The following is a 20297-nucleotide window of genomic DNA, read 5'->3' as shown; positions in this document are numbered from 1 at the left end:
TCTCCACGATGACCGGCGGACCCCGGCCCACGGGCCGATCGCCCCGAGACCTAGAGAGCTCTGTCGTGAATTCTCCGCAGCCCGTCAAGCCGCCGTCGGACAGCCACCTCGACCGTCGGCTCGCCCACGACCCCATCGCCATCGTCGGCCTCTCCGCCCTGTACCCGAAGTCGCCGGACCTGCGCGAGTTCTGGGCCAACGTGGTCTCGGCGGCCGACTGCATCGAGGACGTGCCCGACACCCACTGGGACGTGTCCGAGCACTACGACCCGGACCCGACGGCGCCCGACAAGACGTACTCCCGGCGCGGCGGCTTCATCCCGGACGTGCCGTTCAACCCGCTGGAGTTCGGCCTGCCCCCGAACACCCTGGAGGTCACCGACGTCCTCCAGCTCCTCAGCCTCGTCGTCGCGCGCGACCTGCTGAAGGACGCCGGCGCCGAGCAGCCCTGGTACGACGCCTCCCGCACCGGCGTGGTCCTCGGCATCACCGGCGCCAACCAGCTCACCCAGCCGCTGACCGCCCGCCTGCAGACCCCCGTCATCAAGGAGGTCGTCCGCAGCTGCGGGCTCTCCGAGCGGGACGCGGAGGAGATCGCGGCCAAGTTCCGCCTCGCGTACGCCCCGTGGGAGGAGAACTCCTTCCCCGGCATGCTCGGCAACGTTGTCGCCGGCCGGGTCGCCAACCGGCTGGACCTCGGCGGCATCAACATGACGGTCGACGCCGCCTGCGCCAGCTCGCTCGGCGCGGTCCGCGCCGCCGTCAGCGAGCTGCTGGAGCGCCGCTCCGACACGATGCTGGTGGGCGGCTGTGACGCCGAGAACACCATCTTCATGTACCTGTGCTTCAGCAAGACGCCCGCCCTGTCGAAGTCCGGGAACATCCGCCCGTTCGACAAGGACGCCGACGGCACCCTGATCGGCGAGGGCATCGGCATGCTGGCCCTGCGCCGCCTCGCCGACGCCGAGCGCGACGGCAACAAGATCTACGCGGTGCTGCGCGGCATGGGCACCTCCAGCGACGGCCGCTTCAAGTCCATCTACGCCCCGCGCGCCGAGGGCCAGATGGTCGCGCTGCGCCGCGCGTACGAGGACGCCGACTGCTCCCCCGCCAGCGTGGAGCTGTTCGAGGCGCACGGCACCGGCACCGCCGTCGGCGACGCCACCGAGCTGAAGGCGCTGACCTCGGTCCTCGCCGAGGCCTCCGACACCAAGGGCTACGCGGCCGTCGGCAGCGTGAAGTCCCAGATAGGCCACACCAAGGCGGCCGCCGGCGCGGCCGGCATGATCAAGCTGGCGCTGGCCCTGCACCACAAGGTGCTGCCGCCCACCATCAACGTCCAGGAGCCGAACGGCTCGCTGCAGCGCGGCGCCGGCCCGCTGTACGTGAACTCCGAGGCCCGCCCCTGGATCCGCCACCCGGAGCGGCCCAAGCGCCGGGCCGCGATCTCCTCGTTCGGCTTCGGCGGCACCAACTTCCACATGGTGCTGGAGGAGCACGGCGAGGGCGATGACCTGCGGCCCGCCCACCCGGTGGCCTCCGTCCACCTGTGGCACGCCGCCGACACCGGCGCGCTGACCGAGCTGCTCGCCGCCGGCGCCACCGCCACCGGGGGTCCGGCCCCCGAGGGCAGCGCCCGCCTCGCGCTGGTCGCCCGCAGCGCCCAGGAGCTGGCCGCGCTGCGCGAGCTCGCACTCGGGCAGCTGCGCGCCCGGCCCGCGGAGGAGGCCTGGTCGCACCCGAAGGGCGTGTACTTCCGCCGCCGCGCCGCCGCGGCCGGCAAGGTCGGTGCGCTCTTCTCCGGCCAGGGCAGCCAGTACGTGAGCCCCGGCAGGACCGCCGTGATGGCGCTGCCGCCGCTGCGGGCCGCCTTCGACGCCGCCAACCGGCAGTTCGAGGGCGCCGCCGAGGCGCTGTCGGCGGTCGCCTTCCCGCCGCCGGCGTTCGACCAGGCCGCCCGTACGGAGCAGGAGGCCGCCCTGCGGGCCACCGCGTACGCGCAGCCCGCCATCGGCGCCCTGTCCGCGGGCCAGTTCCGCTACCTGAGCGAGCTCGGGTTCACCGCCGAGGGCTTCCTCGGCCACAGCTTCGGCGAGCTGACCGCCCTGTGGGCGGCCGGCTCCCTCGACGACGACGCCTTCTTCGCCCTCGCCCGCGCCCGCGGCGCCGCAATGGCCCCGCCGGCCGAGGAGGGCTTCGAGGCCGGCGCGATGGCCGCGGTGTCCGCGCCGGAGGAGCGGGTGGCCGAGCTGCTCGCCGCCCGCGAGGGCGTGGTGGTCTGCAACCGCAACGCGCCCGACCAGATCGTGGTGGGCGGGGCCACCGCCGAGGTGGAGAAGCTGATCGCCGCCGCCAAGGACGCGGGCCTGCGGGCCTCCCGGCTGCCGGTGTCGGCCGCGTTCCACACCCCGTTCGTCGGGCACGCCGTCGAGGCGTTCCGCGGCAGCGTGGACGCGGTGGAGGTGTCCGCCCCGGCCGCGCCGGTGTACGCCAACACCCGCGGCGCGGTGTACGGCGAGGACGTCGCCGCCAACCGGAAGATCCTCACCGAGCAGCTGCTGAACCCGGTCGACTTCGCGGCCCGCGTGGAGGAGATGTACGCGGCCGGGTTCCGGGTGTTCGTGGAGTTCGGCCCCAAGGACGTGCTGGCCAAGCTGGTCGGCCGGATCCTGGGCGAGCGGGAGCACACCGTGGTCGCGCTCGACGCCGGCCCCGGCAAGGACGCGGACACCGCGCTGAAGCAGGGCGTCGCCCAGCTCGCGGTGCTCGGCCTGGAGCTGGCCACCGCGGACCGCTACACGGCGGTGGCGGAGGCGGAGACGGCGCCCAAGAAGGGCATGTCGATCCTGCTGAACGGCATCAACTACATCTCGCCCGAGCGCCGGGCCGCGTACCGCGACGCGATCGAGAACGGCTACCGCATCGCCGTCCCGACCCTGCCGGCCGTCGCCGCGGCGCCTGCGCCTGCGCCGGCTCCCGCGCCGGCCGCCGCGAAGGCCCCGGCCGCACCGGCTCCGGTGGCCGCACCGACCGCACCGGCCCCGGCTCCGGCCGTCCCGCAGCCCGTACCGGTGGCGGCGGTGGCCGCGTCCGGCGCACCGGCCGCCACCGCCACGGCGGTCGCCGTCCGGCCCGCACCCGCCCCGGTCGCGGCCTCCGTCCCCGCACCGGCTCCGGCACCCGCGCCGGCGCCGGCCCCGGAACCCGCCGTCATGGAGACAGCCCACGTGGACAACGACCGCCTGGCCGATCTTGTGGCCGACCACCTTTCCCTGCACGACGACTATCTGAGCGGCCAGCTGCACAGCGCCGAGCGCCTGACGAGCCTGCTCGAGCGCGCCGCCGACCAGGGGCAGCTGAGCGAGGTGCTCGAAGCGGTCAACGCCGTCAAGGAGCACGGCCTGGACATCGGCCGCAGCCACCTGCGGGCCAACGAGATCCTGCGCGACCTCGCGCAGTTGGAGCTCGGCGCCGCCCCGGCGGCCGCGGAGCGGCCCGCCGCCCTGACCCGGCAGCAGGCACCGGCCCCGCGCCCGGCGGTGGCCCCGGCACCGGCCCCTGCGGCCCTGGCCCCGGCTCCCGCCCCGGCCCCTGCCCCGGCACCCGCCCTGGTCGCCGCCGCGGTGGCCGCGCCCGCCGCCGCCCCGCAGGCCCCGGCCGCCCCGAAGGCCGCCCCGGCCCCGGCCCCCGCCCCGGCTGCCGCCGCGGCTCCGGCTCCGGCTCCGGCTCCGGCTCCGGCTCCGGCTCCGGCTCCGAGCGTTGCCTCCGGCCCGGGTGTGGAGGCGGTCCTGCTGGAGGTCGTCTCGGAAAAGACGGGCTACCCGGCGGACATGCTCGACCTGGACATGGACATCGAGGCCGACCTCGGCATCGACTCCATCAAGCGCGTCGAGATCATGGGCGTGCTCCAGGAGCGCGCGGGCGCCACGACCACCGCCGGACCGGAGCAGCTCGCCGAACTGCGCACCCTGCGCGACATCATCGGCATCATGGCGGGCTCCACGGCCACCTCCGCCCCGGCCGCTCCGGCGGCCGCTCCCGCCGCTGCTCCCGCGGCCGCCTCCGGCCCGGACGCCGGCGCCGTCCAGGCGGTCCTGCTGGAGGTCGTCTCCGAGAAGACCGGATACCCGGCCGACATGCTCGACCTCGACATGGACATCGAGGCCGACCTCGGCATCGACTCCATCAAGCGCGTCGAAATCATGGGCGTCCTCCAGGAGCGCGCCGACGCCACCGTCACCGCCGGACCCGAGCAGCTCGCCGAACTGCGCACCCTGCGCGACATCGTCGAGATCATCGCCGGTGCCGCGGGCGCCGCCGCCCCGGCCGCTGCTCCCGCCGCCGCCCCCGCGGCCGCCTCCGGCCCGGACGCCGGCGCCGTCCAGGCCGTCCTGCTCGAAGTCGTCTCCGAGAAGACCGGCTACCCCGCCGACATGCTCGACCTCGACATGGACATCGAGGCCGACCTCGGCATCGACTCCATCAAGCGCGTCGAAATCATGGGCGTCCTCCAGGAGCGCGCCGACGCCACCGTCACCGCCGGACCCGAGCAGCTCGCCGAACTGCGCACCCTGCGCGACATCGTCGAGATCATCGCCGGTACGACGGGCGGCGCGGCCCCCGCGGCCGCGGCCGCGCCCGCCGCTGCGGCGACCGCCCCCACCGGTCCCGATGCCGGCGCCGTCCAGGCCGTCCTGCTGTCCGTCGTGAGCGAGAAGACCGGATACCCGGCCGACATGCTCGACCTCGACATGGACATCGAGGCCGACCTCGGCATCGACTCCATCAAGCGCGTCGAGATCATGGGCGTCCTCCAGGAGCGCGCCGACGCCACCGTCACCGCGGGGCCGGAGCAGCTCGCCGAACTGCGCACCCTGCGCGACATCGTGCAGCTGATCGCGGGCTCGGCCCCCACCGGAGCGCCCGCCACCGAAGCCGGCGCCCCCACCGCCGCCGCTGCCGCCGCCCCGGCCGACGGGCCGCAGCAGCCCAAGGCCGGCATCGGCCGGGCGCAGGCCGCCCTGGTCGAGCTGCCCACGCCCGACCTGCTGGTCGACGCGTACGCGCAGGGCTCCGCCGCCCTCGTCGTCGACGACGGCTCCGAGCTGGCCCCGGCCGTCGCCGGCCGCCTCGCCGACACCGGCTGGCGGGTGCACGTGCTGCGGCTGCCCGGCGTCGCCGAGCGCATCACCGGCGCCAAGGACCACGCCCTGTCCGGCTGGGGCGTGACCGAGCTCGCCGAGCGGATCGACCCGATCCTCGCCGACCGGGTCGCCCTGGTGGTCGACCTGTCCGCCGCGCACGGCGGCGAGTGGGCCGACGGCGTCCGCCGCCTGGCGCACACCCTCCTCGTCGCCAAGCACGCGGTGGAGCCGCTGACCGCGGCGGCCGGCTCCGGCCGGGCCGCGTTCGTCACCGCCACCCGGCTCGACGGCCGCTTCGGCCTCGGCGGGGTCCCCGAGGAGCAGGTCCCGGCGGGCGGTGTCGCCGGCCTGGTCAAGACGCTGGCCGTGGAGGCCCCGGCGGTGTTCTGCCGGGCCGTCGACCTGGCCCCCGCGCTGGACGCGCAGTCCGCGGCCGCGCTGGTCGTGGCCGAGGCGTACGACGCCGTCACCGACACCGTGCAGGCCGGCCACGACGGCAGCCGCCGCGTCGGCCTGACCCTGGCCGAGCAGCCGCTGACCGGCACCGGCACCACCGGGGTCCCGGAGCTCGGCTCCGACGACCTGCTGGTGGTCACCGGCGGCGGCCGCGGCATCACCGCCGCCTGTGTCGTCGAACTGGCCGAGCAGTACCGGCCGGGCCTGCTCCTGCTGGGCCGCACCCCGCTGGCCGACGAGCCCGAGTGGGCCCGCGGCATCGCGGACCCGGCCCTCAAGGGAGCCGCGGCCGCGCACCTGAAGGCGACGGGCGAGAAGCCGACCCCGAAGCGGGTGGAGCAGCTCAGTGCCGCCGTCATCGGCGCCCGTGAGATCCGGGGCACCCTGGAGCGGGTGCGGGCCGCGGGCAGCGAGGTGGAGTACCTGGCGGCGGACATCACCGACGCGGGTGCGACCGCCGCGGCGCTGGCCCCGTACCGCGAGCGCATCACCGGTCTGGTGCACGGCGCCGGCGTCCTCGCCGACCAGCTCATCGCCAACAAGAAGGCCTCCGAGATCGAGCGGGTCTTCGCACCGAAGCTGACCGGACTGCGCGCGGTGGCCGCCGCCCTGCCCGAGGGGTCGCTGCGCCACGTGGTGCTGTTCTCCTCGGTGGCCGGCTTCTTCGGCAACCAGGGCCAGTCGGACTACGCGATGGCCAACGAGGTGCTCAACGCCTGGGCGTCCTCCTTCAAGCAGCGCAACCCGCAGGCCCACATCACCTCCCTCAACTGGGGTGCGTGGGAGAGCGGCATGGTCTCCCCGCAGGTCAAGGCGATCTTCGAGGAGCGCGGCATCGTCCTGATCCCGGTGGAGACCGGGGCGCGGCTGTTCGCCGAGCAGTTCTCGGCCGGCCGGGCGGACGACGTCGTCACCGTCCTCGGCCCGACGACCCCGCTGTCGGAGCCGGAGCGGCCCGCGGGCGGTGCGCCGGTGACGGTGCAGCGGTCGCTGGCCTCGGTGGCCGAGGACCCGGTCGTCGTGGACCACGTGATCGGTGACGCGCCGGTGCTGCCCGCGGTGGTGGCGCTCGGCTGGGCGATCGGTGCGGTGGAGCGGACCGGCGGCGAGGAGGTGCGCCAGGTGCGCGACTTCTCGGTCCAGAAGGGCATCGTCTTCGACGGGACCCAGCCGGAGCAGATCACGCTGACGCTGACCCCGGCCGGCGACGGCTCGGTGCAGGCGGCGATCCGCTCGGCGGACGCGCAGGGCGCCGTACGGCCGCACTACGGCGCGGTGGTCGCCACGGGCTCGGCGCCCGCCGAGGCCACGGTCGCCGGGCTGCCGGCGCTCGGCTCCGGGCGGGACGCGGCGGACCTCTACACGGACGGCACGCTCTTCCACGGCCCGGCCCTGCGCGGGGTGCGCCGGGTGCTGGCCGAGGCGGAGTCCCGGCTGGTCCTGGAGGTCTCGCTGGCCGAACTGCGGCCGGACGGCGGCGCCTTCGGCGGCTCGCGGTTCGCGCCCGGCACGGCCGACCTGCTGCTCCAGGCGGGCCTGGTGTGGGTGAAGCTGTTCCGCGGGACGGCCGGGCTGCCGCTCGGCGTGGCCCGCGCCGACCTGCACCACCCGCTGCCGGACGGCGAGCCCTTCCTGATCGTGGTCGAGCCGACCGCCGCGAGCAACGGCACCAGCTCCTCGCTCACCATCACGGCCTGCGCCCGCGACGGCCGCGTCCTGACCCGCTTCGACGGTGTCTCCGTGGTCTCCGCCCCCCAGCTGGCGGCCAAGTTCGCCACCCGGAACGGCATCAGCGGCTGATCCCGCTTCGTACCTGACGACGTAAGCGGTCGCGTCGGCCCGGACGGCACAGCACCACCCCGGCCGTCCGGGCCGGCCGCCCCTCAGAAGGGACCCCACAGCTCTCATGAGCAAGTACGCGATCGTCGGCCTCTCCTGCCTGTTCCCGGGAGCCGAGACCCCTGCCGCGTTCTGGCAGAACCTCAGCTCCGGGGTGGACAGCCGCAGGGAAGGCGGGGAGGAGGTCTTCGGCCCCGCCCTCGACACCCGGGACACCGACCCCCGGCACGAGATCTACTGCCGCCGGGGCGGCTTCATCACCGACTTCGAATTCGACCCGACCGGCTACCTGCTCGACGCCGGCAAGCTGTCCGGGCTGGACCGGATCTTCCACTGGTCGCTGCACGTGGCCCGGGAGGCGCTGCGCGACAGCGGCTACGCGGACCGCCCCGAGGTCCTGGCCCGCACCGGCCTGGTCCTCGGCAACTACTCCTTCCCCACCCTCGCCTCGGCCGAGGTCAGCGTGCCGCTGGTGCAGGAGGCCGTGCTCCAGGGCCTGCGCGAGGCAGGCCACCCGGCGCTCGGCGCCCTCGCCGACCCCGCCCTGCAGATCGACGCGAAGGCCCTGCACCCGCAGGACCTGCGGGTCAGCGGCTCCCCGGTCGGCGTGGCCGCCACCGCGCTGGGCCTGGGCGGGCCCCGCTACGCCCTGGACGCGGCCTGCTCCTCGGCCCTGTACGCGCTCAAGCTGGCCTGCGACCACCTCGCGGCCGGCCAGGCCGACCTGGTGCTCGCGGGCGGCGTGTGCGCGCCGGACCCCACCCTCATCCACCTGTCGTTCTCCGACCTGCAGGCCTACCCGCGCGACGGGTTCAGCCAGCCGTTCGACGACCGCTCCGGCGGCATCCTGACCGGTCAGGGCGCCGGCATGGTCGCCGTCAAGCGGCTCGCGGACGCGCGGCGCGACGGCGACCGCATCCTCGCGGTGGTCGACGGGATCGGCCTGACCAACGACGGGGCCGGGCGGCACCTGCTGGTCCCGCAGGGCGGCGGCCAGCTCCAGTCCTACGAACTGGCGTACGCCGAGGCCGGGATCGACCCGGCGGCCGTGGACTACCTGGAGTGCCACGCCACCGGCACGCCCATCGGCGACGTCACCGAGGCCGGGTCGGTCGCCGAGTTCTTCGGCACGGCCGGCAAGACCCCGCTGATCGGCTCGGTGAAGGGCAACATCGGGCACCTGCTCACCGTCGCCGGGCTCAGCAGCATGCTCAAGGTCGTCCTGGCCATGGGCCACGGCCGCATCCCGCCGACCATCGGGGTGGAGCGGCCGGTGGCCTCGAAGGACGGCCGGGTCGGCGCCGCCAACCTGGTGCGCGAGGCCCGCGACTGGCCGGCCGGCGAGGGCCCGCGCCGCGGCGCGGTGTCCGCGTTCGGCTTCGGCGGCACCAACGCGCACGTGGTGCTGTCCGAGCACACCGGCGAGGAGGAGGCGGACGCGACCGAGGCCCCGCTGCCGGCCCTCGACGTGGTGGGCCTGGGCGCGCACTTCGGCGCGCTGGACGGCGTCGACGCGTACGAGCGGGCCGTGCACAGCGGCGCGGACGCCCTCGTGGAGCTGCCCGAGCGGCGCTGGCGCGGGCTGGACGGGACCCGGGACGGCTCCCTGCAGACCGCGACCGGGGTGAACCCGGACGCCCTGCCGCACGGCGCGTTCGTCGACGGCGTCGGCATCGACCCGATCGACCAGAAGATCCCGCCGACGGACCTGCGCACGTACAACCTCCAGCACGCGCTGGCCACGAAGGTCGCCGACGAGGCGCTGCAGGACGCCGGCTACTCCCGTACGGTGCCGGCCGGCCGGACCTCGCCCGAGCCGCGCCGCGTCGCGGTGGTGGTGGCGATGGAGATGGAGCCGACCACCCACCTGCGGCTGACCCGCTACCGGCTCGGGCAGTTCCTGCGCGAGGGCTTCGAGCGGGCCGGCGTCCCGGTCGACGAGGAGCAGCTGGCGGCGCTGACGGCCGTGGGCCGCGACGCGGTCGTCGACCCGATCGTCGCCAACGAGGTGCTCAGCTACATCGGCAACGTGATGGCGAGCCGCATCTCCTCGCTGTGGAACCTGACCGGCCCGTCGTTCACCGTCTCCGCGGACGGCTCGGGCACCGCCGAGGCGCTCGAGGTCGCGCGGCTGCTGCTGCTCGACCCGAGCATCGAGGCCGTCCTGGTCGGCGCGGTCGACCTGGCGGGCTCGGCGGAGAACCTGCTGCTCACCCCCGAGGTGGTCGCCGAGGCCGGGCTGACCTTCGGCGAGGGCGGCCGCGGCCGCCGCATCGGCGAGGGCGCCGGCGCGGTCGTGGTGACCCGGCCGGGCGGCGCCGCGCAGGGCGCGACGGTGTACGCGCGCCTGGAGTCCCTGGCGGTGCGGCACGCGGCCCCGGTCGACGGGGCGCTGCCGGAGGCCGACCGGGACGCGTTCGCGGCGGCGGCCGAAGCGGCGCTGGCCGCGGCGGGCGTCACCGCGTCCGACATCGGGTACGTGGAGGCCCACGCGGGCGGCACCGAGGCCCAGGACCGGGCCGAGATCGCCGCTCTGGCGTCGGTCTACCCGGCCGGTACGGCGAGCGTGGCCCTCGGCAGCGCCAAGGCGCAGATCGGCGACGCCGGGTGCGCGGCGGGCATGGCCGCGCTGATCCGGTCGGTGCTGAGCCTGCACCACGGCTACCTGCCGGGGACGCGGGGCTGGGACCGGCCGGCCGCGGACCTGGCCGGGGAGTTCGAGGCCTCCGGCCTGTACGTCCCCGAGGCCTCGCGGCCGTGGCTGCGCACCCGCAAGGACAGCCGCCGGTACGCGGCGATGAGCTTCCTCGGCGGCAGCGGGGCCCACGGGCACCTGGTGCTGTCCTCGGACACCACCCGCGGCAAGGTCAGCTCCGCGGACTGGCGCCGCGCCGGCGGGCCGGTGCTGCTGCCGCTGGCCGCGGACTCCCTGGAGGAGCTGCTCACGCTGGTCGCGCTGCACCGGGACCTGATCGGCGAGGGCCGCGACCCGTACGAGCTGGCCCGCGCGGCGGCCCGCACCCTGCACGGGAAGGCGCTGCGCGCGGTGCTGGTCGGCAAGGACTCCGCCGAGCTGGTCGCACAGCTGGAGCTGGCGGCCCGCGACCTGCCCGGCGTGCACGCCCGGGGCGGCGAGTGGGCCACCCCGGCGGGCAGCTTCTCCACCGCCGCGCCGATCGGCCCGGACGGGCGGGTCGCGCTGGTCTACCCGGGCGCGTTCAACTCGTACCCGGGCCTGGGCCAGGACTTCTTCCGGGCCTTCCCCGGGCTGCTGGACCGCTTCGAGAGCCAGGCCGACGAGCCGGCCCGGCTGATGCGGGCCGCCGCGCTGTACCCGCGCACGCAGGTGGCGCCGGGCCGCCGCGAGCTCATGGAGCTGGAGTCGCGGCTCGGCGAGGACATCCCGTTCATGCTGGCGACCGGCACCAGCTTCGCGATGCTGTACACCGACCTGGTGCGCGAGGTGCTCGGGATCCGGGCGCACGGCGGATTCGGCTACAGCCTCGGCGAGTCGAGCATGCTGTTCGCCACCGAGTGCTGGCTGCCGGAGGGCCGCCGCGACGACCTGATCAGCAACACCCCGCTCTTCCGGGACCGGTTGACGGGGCCCCGGCGCACGGTCCGCGAGCTGTGGGACCTGCCCGAGGAGACCCCGGACGCGGACGTGTGGGCCAGCCATGTGCTGCTGACCGACGCGGACACGGTGGGGAAGGCGCTGGCCGCCGGGTACGACCGGGTGTACCTCACGCACGTCAACACCCCGTCCGAACTGGTGATCGCCGGTGACCCGGCCCAGTGCCGCGCGCTGATCAAGGAGCTGGGCTGCCCGGCGGCCCGGTCCCCCGTCAACGCGGTGATGCACTGCCCGGCCGTGGACGCCGAACTGGACGGCCTGGCCGGGCTGAACGACTACCCGACCGGCTCGACCGGCGGCCTGGAGCTGTTCAGCGCCTACGACTACGGGGTGCTGCGCAGCCTGGACCGTACGGAGGTCAGCCGGCGCATCGCGCACACCCTGCGCTCCGCGATCGACTTCCCGCGGCTGGTGCGGGGCGCGTACGAACGGGGGTTCCGCTACTTCCTGGAGGTCGGGCCGAGCGCCACCTGCTCGCGGTGGGTCAAGGACACCCTGGGCGACGCCGCGCACGTCGCGGTGCCGGTGGACCGGCGCGGGGTGCCGGCCGCGCGGTCGGTCGCGCAGCTGGTGGCCCGGCTGGTGGGCCACGGCCTCGACGTCGACCTGACGGCGCTGCTGGCCCCCGCCACCGAGTCGGCCCCGGTCCTCGCGGCCCGCAACTCCCGCTTCCGGGTGGGCGGCGGCACCCCGGTCCCCGCCCGCATCGCCAAGGCCCTGGCGGCCACCGCCACCGGGGGCACCACCGCCCCGGCAGCCGGCTCCCGGACCGCCGCGACCGCAGCCGCACCGGCTGACGGCGGCGCCTCCCGGACCGCCGCACCCCGGGCCGGCGGGGCCGCCGACCGGCCCAGCACCCGGACCACCGCCCCGGCCGCCGGCAAGCCCGCCGGGCCGGCCACCGTCGCCCCGGCCGCCACGGCCGCGGGCACCACCGCCCCCGGCAGCCCCGCCGGGCCCGGCACCACCGCCCCGGGCGCCCCGCGCGCCGGGGGGTCCGCCGGGCCGGGAGCCGCCGGTCCCGTGGCGCCGGCCGCTGCGGCGGCCCGTCCTGCACCCGTCCCGTCCGTACCGCCGGAGGACCCACGCCTCATGCCTGCCGACCCGACCCTGGCCGATCCGGAGGTCATCGCCTTCGACGGCGAACCGATCTCCTTCCTGCCGTGGGCGCCCCCGGTGCCCGCGGCCGTGCAGCCCGCCGCCGCCGTGCCCGCCGCACCGGCCGCTCCGGCCGCCCCGGCCGTGCAGGAGGCCCCGCTCCCGGCCGCCGCCGCGGCCCCCGCATCCGCACCCGTCCGCCGGGCCCGCCGGACGGCCGCCGCCGCGGCGGCCGGTGACCCGGCGTCGGCCGCCGCCGACCTGGTGCGCGAGATCCGCCACCAGATGGTGAGCACCCACTCGGTGGTGATGGAGACGCAGCGCATCCTCCAGGACGCCACGCTCAGCCGGGCCGAGGCCCTGCTCGACGGCGGCCCGGTGGCGGCCGCGGCGCCCACGGCGGCCGCGGTGAGCGCGCCGCCCGCCCGGGCCGCCCTGCCCGCCGCCCCGGCGGCACCCGTACCGACCGCGCCCCGCGTGGTGGAGGCCACGGCGGTGCTCCCGCCGGCCGCCCCGCAGGCCCCGCAGCCGCCCGCCGCCGCCAAGCCCGACGGCGTCATCTGGGACGAGGCGGACCTGATGGAGTTCGCCGTCGGCTCCGTGGCCAAGGTCTTCGGCCCGGAGTTCGGCGTCATCGACGGCTACGCCCAGCGCGTCCGGCTGCCCGCGGAGCCGTACCACTTCGTCAGCCGGGTCACCGCGCTGTCGGGCACCACCCACGAGTTCAAGCCGGCGAAGATCACCACGGAGTACGACGTCCCCGAGGACGCCTGGTACGCGGTCGACGGCGGCGTGCCCCCGGCCGTCACGGTCGAGGCCGGCCAGTGCGACCTCCTCCTCGTCAGCTACCTCGGCATCGACTTCCGCAACAAGGGCGAGCGGGTCTACCGCCTCCTCGACAGCACCCTGGTCTTCCGAGGCAACCTGCCGCGCGTCGGCCAGACGCTGAAGTACGACATCTCCATCGACCGCTTCGTCCACAACGGCGACACCACGCTGTTCTTCTTCAGCTACCAGTGCTACGCCGACGGCGAGCTGATCCTCGAACTCCACAACGCGTGCGCCGGCTTCTTCAGCGCCGCCGAGCTGGAGACCCCGATCGGCGTCGTCATGACCGACAAGGAGAAGGCCGAGCGGGCCGCCCTGCCCAAGGGCTACTTCAAGCCGCTCGCCTACACCGACAAGAACCACCTGGACGCCGGCGACCTGGAGCTCCTCGCCCAGGGCCGCCCCGGGGACGTCTTCGGCCCCGACCACGCCCAGGACCCGGGCATCAACCCGGCCCTGCGCCTGCCGGTCGAGAAGCTGCGCATGGTCGACGAGGTCACCATCGACCGCAAGGGCGGCCCGCGCGGCCTCGGCACGCTCAGCGCCGTCAAGAACCTGCAGCCCGACGCCTGGTACTTCGAGTGCCACTTCCCCGACGACCCGGTGCTCGCCGGCTCCCTGGTCGCCGAGGGTGCGGTCCAGCTGCTGCAGATCTACCTGCTGCACCAGGGCATGCACCTGACCCTCCCGGACGCCGCGTTCCAGTGCGTCACGGACACCCCGATCGAGGTCCAGGTCCGCGGCCAGATCACCCAGAAGCACACGCAGATCCGCTACGAGGTCGAGGTCATGGAGCTCACCCTCCTGCCCCGCGCCACGGTCATCGCGGACGTGCTGATCTACATCGGGGACCTGCCGGTCATCCGGATGAAGAACCTCGGCCTGCAGGTCCGCGAGAAGCCGGGCACCCCCTACCGCCCGGAGGCCGGCGGCATCCCGCAGTTCCTGGGCCGCCGCAACCGCAGCGGCGAGGCCGCGATGATCAACGAGATGCACCTGGCGCACGCCGCCAAGGGCGACCTGGACATCGCGATGGGCCCCGAGTTCGAGGTCTACCGCACGAGCCGGGCCCCGTACATCCCCAACGGCGCCTTCCAGTTCGTGGACCGCGTCATCTCCCTCAAGGGCACCCGCGGCGACCTGAAGCCCGGCTCGGAGATGGTCACCGAGTACGACTCCCCCGCGGACGCCTGGTACTACGAGGAGAACTCCTTCCCCCACATGCCGAACGCCGTGTACATGGAGTCCTCCCTCCAGGCGGCGATCTTCCTCGGCTACTACCTCGGCGCCACGCTGAAGAACACCGACGAGCAGTACGCGATCCGCAACCTGGACGGCCGCGCCACCCTGGTCAAGGACATAGACCTGCGGGGCAAGACCATCCGCCACCACTCCAAGCTCCTGATGACCAGCGCCGTCACCGGCGCCGTGCTGCAGAACTTCTCCTACGAGCTGTCCGCCGACGGCGAGGTCTTCTACACGGGCGAGTCGCTGTTCGGGTACTTCAGCGACGCGGCCCTGGCCAACCAGGTGGGCCTGGACAACGGCACGTACGTCGCCCCGTGGATCGAGACCAACGAGGTCGACCCGGCCAAGGTCCGCCGCATCGAGCTCCCCGAGGGCGCCCCGGCGTTCACCGACCCGACCGGCGGCCACCTGCACCTGCCCGGCGGCCGGTACGCGCTGGTGGACCGGGTCGACCTGGTGCAGGACGGCGGCCGGCACGGCCGCGGCTACCTGCACGGCCACCGGGCGATCCGCCCCGACGAGTGGTACTTCGACTGCCACTTCCACCGCGACCCGGTGATGCCCGGCTCGCTCGGCGTCGAGGCGATCCTGCAGGCCCTGCGCCTGTACGTGATCGAGGAGAACCTCGCCGAGGGCTACGCGCAGCCGCGCTTCGCGATGGCCACCGACGTGGAGATGGCCTGGAAGTACCGCGGCCAGATCCTGCGCCACGACCCCGAGCTCAACTTCGACGTGCACGTCAAGGAGGTGCGCCGCGAGGAGGGCCGCCTGCTGGTCATCGCCGACGCGGAGCTGTCCAAGCCGGGCCTGCGCATCTACGAACTCACCGACGTGGCCATCGAGGTCCGTCCCACCGAGGCCTGACGGCCCGACAGCTGAGCCCAAGGAGCTTCGTTTCCCCATGGACACTCTCGAGACCCCTCTCCGGTGGTACGGAGAGCGCAATCCCAGCATCGACCCGGCCGGGATCTACCAGGTGCTGGCCGACCTGGAGCACCCGTGTTTCATCACGGTCACCCGTGAGGGCATCGGTGCCGCCGCCGGCGGGTTCGCCACCGCCGACGGAGACGGCCTGCCCCTGCTGGCCGCCGCGCAGCCCCTCGCGCCGGAGCGGCTGGGCTCGGCCGCGTTCCTCGCCGCGCACGGCGTGAAGTACGCGTACATGGCCGGGGCGATGGCCGGCGGGATCGCCTCCGCCGACATGGTGATCGCCCTGGCCAGGGAGGGCTTCCTCGCCTCCTTCGGCGCGGCCGGGCTGCTGCCCGAACACATCGAGCAGGCCCTGGCACGGTTCGCCGCGGAGATCCCGGGGCTGCCGTTCGCCGTGAACCTGATCCACAGCCCGAGCGAGGACCGCCTGGAGCGGGAGGCCGTCGAGCTGTTCCTGCGGCACGGGGTGCGCTGCGTCGAGGCGTCGGCGTACATGGACCTCACCCCGCACGTGGTGCGCTACCGGCTGGCGGGCCTGCGCCGCGACGCGGAGGGCCGGATCACCGCCGACAACCGGCTCATCGCCAAGATCTCCCGGCCGGAGACCGCCGAGCGGTTCATGCGCCCGGCGCCGGCCGCGCTGGTCACGGCCCTGCTGGAACAGGGGCTGGTGACGGCGGAGCAGGCGGAGCTCGCCCGCCATCTGCCGCTGGCCGACGACATCACCGTCGAGGCCGACTCCGGCGGCCACACCGACCGCCGGCCGCTGCCCGCGCTGCTGCCCTCGATCCTGCGGCTGCGCGACACCGTGCAGCGCGAGTACCGCTACGCCGTCCCGATCCGGGTCGGCGCGGGCGGGGGGCTCGGCACCCCGGTCGCGGTGGCGGCGGCCTTCGCGATGGGCGCCGCGTACGCCGTGACCGGCTCGGTGAACCAGTCCTGCCTGGAGTCGGGCGCCTCGACGGCGGCCAAGGCGATGCTCGCCGAGGCCGGCATCGCGGACTGCGAGATGGCCCCGGCCGCCGACATGTTCGAGATGGGCGTGGACCTGCAGGTCCTGAAGAAGGGCACCTTCTTCCCGATGCGCGCCAAGCGCCTGTACGAGCTGTACCAGGCGTACGACGGCCTGGAGGCGATCCCGGCCGCCGACCGGGCCAAGCTGGAGACGCAGGTCTTCCGGCGGCCGCTGGAGGACGTCTGGCAGGAGTGCGTGAAGTACTTCACCCGGCGCGACCCGGAGCAGCTGGCCCGCGCCGCCGACAACCCCAAGCGGAAGATGGCCCTGGTCTTCCGCTGGTACCTGGGCATGGCCTCGCGCTGGGCGGTGGTCGGCGAGGCGGACCGGGCGATGGACTACCAGGTCTGGTGCGGTCCGGCGATGGGCAGCTTCAACGACTGGGTGACCGGCAGCTACCTGAAGACCCCGGGCAACCGCCGGGTCGCCGAGGTGGCCCACCACCTGATGCGGGGCGCGGCCTTCCACACGCGGCTGGCCCAGCTGCGCAACGCCGGCGTGCACATCCCGGCGAGCGCGGCGGACTACCGTCCGGTGCCGCTGGAGACCTCGGGCGGGATGCCGTGAGCGCGCTGACCCCGGAGGCGCTGGAGGAGCTGCTCGGCGACCCGGCGGACGATGCCAATCCGTACGGGTTCGCCGCGGCCGTGGGCCGCGACGAGCGGGAGGAGTTCCCGGCCGCGTTCTGCGCGGAGCTGGCGCGGGCCGGGTTCCACCTGAACTACCTGCCCAAGGAGTGGGGCGGGGCGTTCGAGTCCTTCGACCGCAGCCTGACGCTGGTGCGCTCGGCGGCCCGCCGGGACGTCAACATCATGCCGGGGACGATGTTCAGCATCATCGCGGCGACCTGCCTGCAGCTGCACGGCAGCGTGGAGCAGCAGCAGCTCGCCGCGGAGGTCCTGCGCGGCGGCGGCGCGGTGGGCTTCGCGCTGACGGAGGCCGGCCACGGCAGCGACCTGCTGGCCAACCAGGTGTCCCTGAGCCCGGACGGGGTGCTGGACGGCGAGAAGTGGATGGTCGGGCTGGGCCTGCGGTGCGAGGCGGTGTACGTCGTCGCCCGCACCGGGGCCCGCGGCCCGGGGGCGTTCTCGGCGGTCCTGCTGGACCTGCGGGACGTACCCGAGGGGCAGCTGGAGCGGCTGCCCGCGGCGGCCACGAACGGGATGCGCGGGATCGACCTGGCCCGGCTGCGGTTCACCGGCTTCGCGGTGCCCGAGGGCGCCCGCGTGGGCCGGGAGGGCGAGGGGCTGGAGGCGGCCGTCAAGGCGCAGCAGGCGGTCCGGCTGATGAGCATGGCCGGCAGCCTGGGCATCGCGGACAGCGCGGTCCGCCTGGCCCTGGACTTCGCCGTCGGCCGGAAGGTCGCCAGGGCGCAGCTGGCGGCCTCGCCGTGGCCGCGGCGCGAGCTGTCGGTCGCGGCGGCCGCCCTGCTGGCGGCGGACGTGGCGGCGCTGACGGCGGCCCGCGGGGTGCACGTGGTGCCGGAGGCGTTCTCGGTGTGGGCGCTGTCCGCCAAGCACGTGGTGGCGGAGGCCTCGGACGAGCTGATCCGGCGGGCGGGCGCGGTGCTGGCCACCCGCTCGGTGCTGCGGGAGGGCGAGCGGGGGGCCGGGCTGTTCCAGAAGCTCCAGCGGGACTCCGCGGTGGTCCGGGTGATCGACGCGAGCACGCTGGCCAACCTCAAGTCGTACGCGGGCCAGGTGCCCACCCTCACGGAGGGGCCGGCCCCGGCCGATCCGGCGGCGCTGGCCGCGGTGTTCGGGCTGGGCGCGGAGCTGCCCGCGTACGAGCCGGCCCGGCTGGACATGTTCGCCCGCGGGGTGGACCCGGTGCTGGCGGGCCTCCCGGAGGCGGCGGCCGCCGTGTCCGGGGCCCTGGCCGGCGGGGAGGATGCCGGGGTCGCCGCCCTGGTGGCCGAGCTCGCCGGCGCCGTCGCAGGCCTGGGCGCCCTGACGCGGGCGGCCCGCGGGCCGGGCGCCGACCCCAACGCCCTGGTGGACGCGGCGGAGCGGTACGCGTGGCTGCATGCGGCCGCCTGCGCCGTCCACCTGTGGCGGGCCAACCTCGACCGCTCGCTGTACGGCACGGAGCCGGGCTCCGCCGGCTGGCTGGGCGCGGTCCTGGGCTACCTGCTGGCCCGCGCCGACGGCACCGACCCGCGGCGGCGCGGCGCGCTGCTGGAGCCCGCGCTGGACGCGGCGCTGGCGCTGCGGGAGTCCGGCCGGCTGTTCACCGCCCTGCCCGTGCGGCTGGCGGCGGCCCCGAACCGACAGGAAGAGTCCTGATGTCCAAGTCCGATCTGACCGCACTCGCCGCGGAGCTCGAGGCCTACCTCGGCGACCCGCACGACCCGGACAGCCGGATGCCGTTCTCCGGGGTCCTGGAGTTCGACGAGAGCGGCGCGTACCCGGTGCACTACGTGAACCTGCTGCGGCGCTGGGGCGCGCACCTGCGGGGCCTGCCGGCCGAGCAGGGGGGCCTCGCGGGGAACGTGGAGACCGGCGTCAACCTGATGCGCCTGGTCGCCCGGCGCGACCCGTCGACGGCCGTGGGCACCGCGCTGAACAACCTGAGCTTCATGCCCGCCTGGATCACCGGCACGGAGGAGCAGAAGCGCGCCCTGATCGCGGACATGCGCCGGGGCAGCTCGATGTCCTGGGGGCTGTCGGAGCGGGTCCACGGCAGCGACCTCGTCGCCAACGAGGTGCGGGCCGAGAAGACCGAGGGCGGCTGGCTGCTGACCGGCGAGAAGTGGCCGATCGGCAATGCGACGGTCGCCGACAAGATGGTCGTCTTCGCCCGGACCGGCGATCGCCCGGGACCGGCCGCGTACTCGCTGTTCGTGGTGGACAAGTGGGCGGCGGACGCCGCCACGATCGAGGACACCCCCTTCGAGAACCTGTACGGGGTGCGGGCCCTGGACCTCAGCGGGGTCCGCTTCAACGGCACCTTCGTGCCCGAGTCGGCGATGCTCGGCGGCCGCGGGCAGGGCCTGGAGATCGCGCTGAAGGCCAGCCAGACGGCGCGCGTGGTGCTGATGCACCTGGCGCTCGCGGCCGTGGACACGAGCCTGCGCCTGGCCATGGACTTCGCCGAGGGCCGGGTGCTGCTGGGCGACACGATCGCCGACGTGCCGTACACCCGGCGCCAGCTGGCGGAGGCCTTCGCCGACCTGATGCTGGCGGACTCGGTGTTCCTGGGCGCGACGCGCAGCCTGCAGGCGGCGCCCGAGCAGGTCAGCGTCTGGTCCTCGGTGATCAAGTACCTGGTGCCGACGAAGCTGCAGAAGACCCTGTCGCAGCTGACGGTGGTGCTGGGCGCGCGGACGTTCGTACGCGACCATCCGCACTACGGCATGCACCAGAAGATGGTCCGCGACATCCTGATCACCGACATCGCCGACGGCAACACGGTGGTCAACCTGCGCAACCTCGGCCACCAGCTGGGCAGCCTGCTGGCCTCGGCGGCCGACCCGGACCCGGCGGCCGTGGCGGTGGCCGAGGAGCGGGCCGCGACCCTGTTCGGGATGGACACCGAGCTGCCGGCGTACGCGCCCTGGAAGCAGGAGCTGTTCAGCCGCGGCGGCCTGGACGACGCGGTGCTGGCCGCGCCGGACGGGGTGCGCCGGCTGCGCGCGCTGGCGGGCGCGGCCAAGGAGGGCGAGCGCGAGCGGCTGCTGGCGGCGGCGGACGTGGCCGAGGAGCTGATCGGCCGCACCGGCTCCCTGAACGAGCGCGCCGGGGCCCTCAAGGCGCGGCTGGGGCGGGCGTACGGGCAGTCCCCGGAGCTGTTCGACCTGGCCAAGGAGTACTGCCTGGTGCACGCGGCGGCCGCGGTCGTGCTGACGTACGTGCACTCGCAGGAGGCCCTGGAGGACCCGCTCCCCAGCGCCGCTCTACTGCTGCTCCAGTTGGAGCGCGTACGCAGGGAGTTGTACCCGCACGAGGCGGTCACGGACCAGTCCGTGATCGACGAGGTGATGCAGGTGCTGCGGCATCTGCACCGGGAGAACCGGCTGTTCTCGCTCTGGCAGTTCCCGCTGGCCGAGCGCACCGCCGATTCCTCCGCCGCACGCATCTGACACCGCCGTAGAACCTGACTGTGA

At 75.0% G+C, this 20297-nt stretch carries 5 protein-coding genes; all 5 read left to right on the top strand.

Translation table 11 applies throughout. The features are described 5' to 3' along the window. Positions 1-65 precede the first annotated feature (65 nt). Positions 66-7400: an SDR family NAD(P)-dependent oxidoreductase gene (locus AB0F11_RS01285; protein ID WP_362166911.1), complete on the top strand. Its 7335-nt coding sequence runs from the start codon at positions 66-68 to the stop codon at positions 7398-7400. A 106-nt stretch (positions 7401-7506) separates the two neighbouring features. Continuing rightward, the gene (locus AB0F11_RS01280) at positions 7507-15111 is read left to right on the top strand and encodes a beta-ketoacyl synthase N-terminal-like domain-containing protein (protein WP_362166909.1); all 7605 of its coding nucleotides are present in this window, start codon (positions 7507-7509) and stop codon (positions 15109-15111) included. A gap of 37 nt (positions 15112-15148) precedes the next feature. After that, entirely contained in the window at positions 15149-16759 is a 1611-nt protein-coding gene (locus AB0F11_RS01275) for a PfaD family polyunsaturated fatty acid/polyketide biosynthesis protein (RefSeq protein WP_362166906.1), read from the top strand. Beyond that, entirely contained in the window at positions 16756-18477 is a 1722-nt protein-coding gene (locus AB0F11_RS01270; protein ID WP_362166904.1) for an acyl-CoA dehydrogenase family protein, read from the top strand. Before AB0F11_RS01275 ends, AB0F11_RS01270 begins: the two co-directional genes overlap by 4 nt. Then, positions 18477-20273 carry an acyl-CoA dehydrogenase family protein gene (locus AB0F11_RS01265; protein WP_362166902.1) on the top strand — a complete coding sequence of 599 codons (1797 nt, stop codon included), beginning with the start codon at positions 18477-18479 and terminating at the stop codon, positions 20271-20273. The genes AB0F11_RS01270 and AB0F11_RS01265 overlap by 1 nt, the downstream gene beginning before the upstream one ends. Positions 20274-20297 lie beyond the last annotated feature (24 nt).

Origin of the sequence: Streptomyces sp. NPDC032472, assembly GCF_040636955.1 — a bacterium.
In the GTDB taxonomy this organism is placed as follows: Bacteria; Actinomycetota; Actinomycetes; order Streptomycetales; family Streptomycetaceae; genus Streptomyces.
Note: the sequence above shows the minus strand (reverse complement) of the source record. Positions and strands in the feature narration are given on the sequence as shown.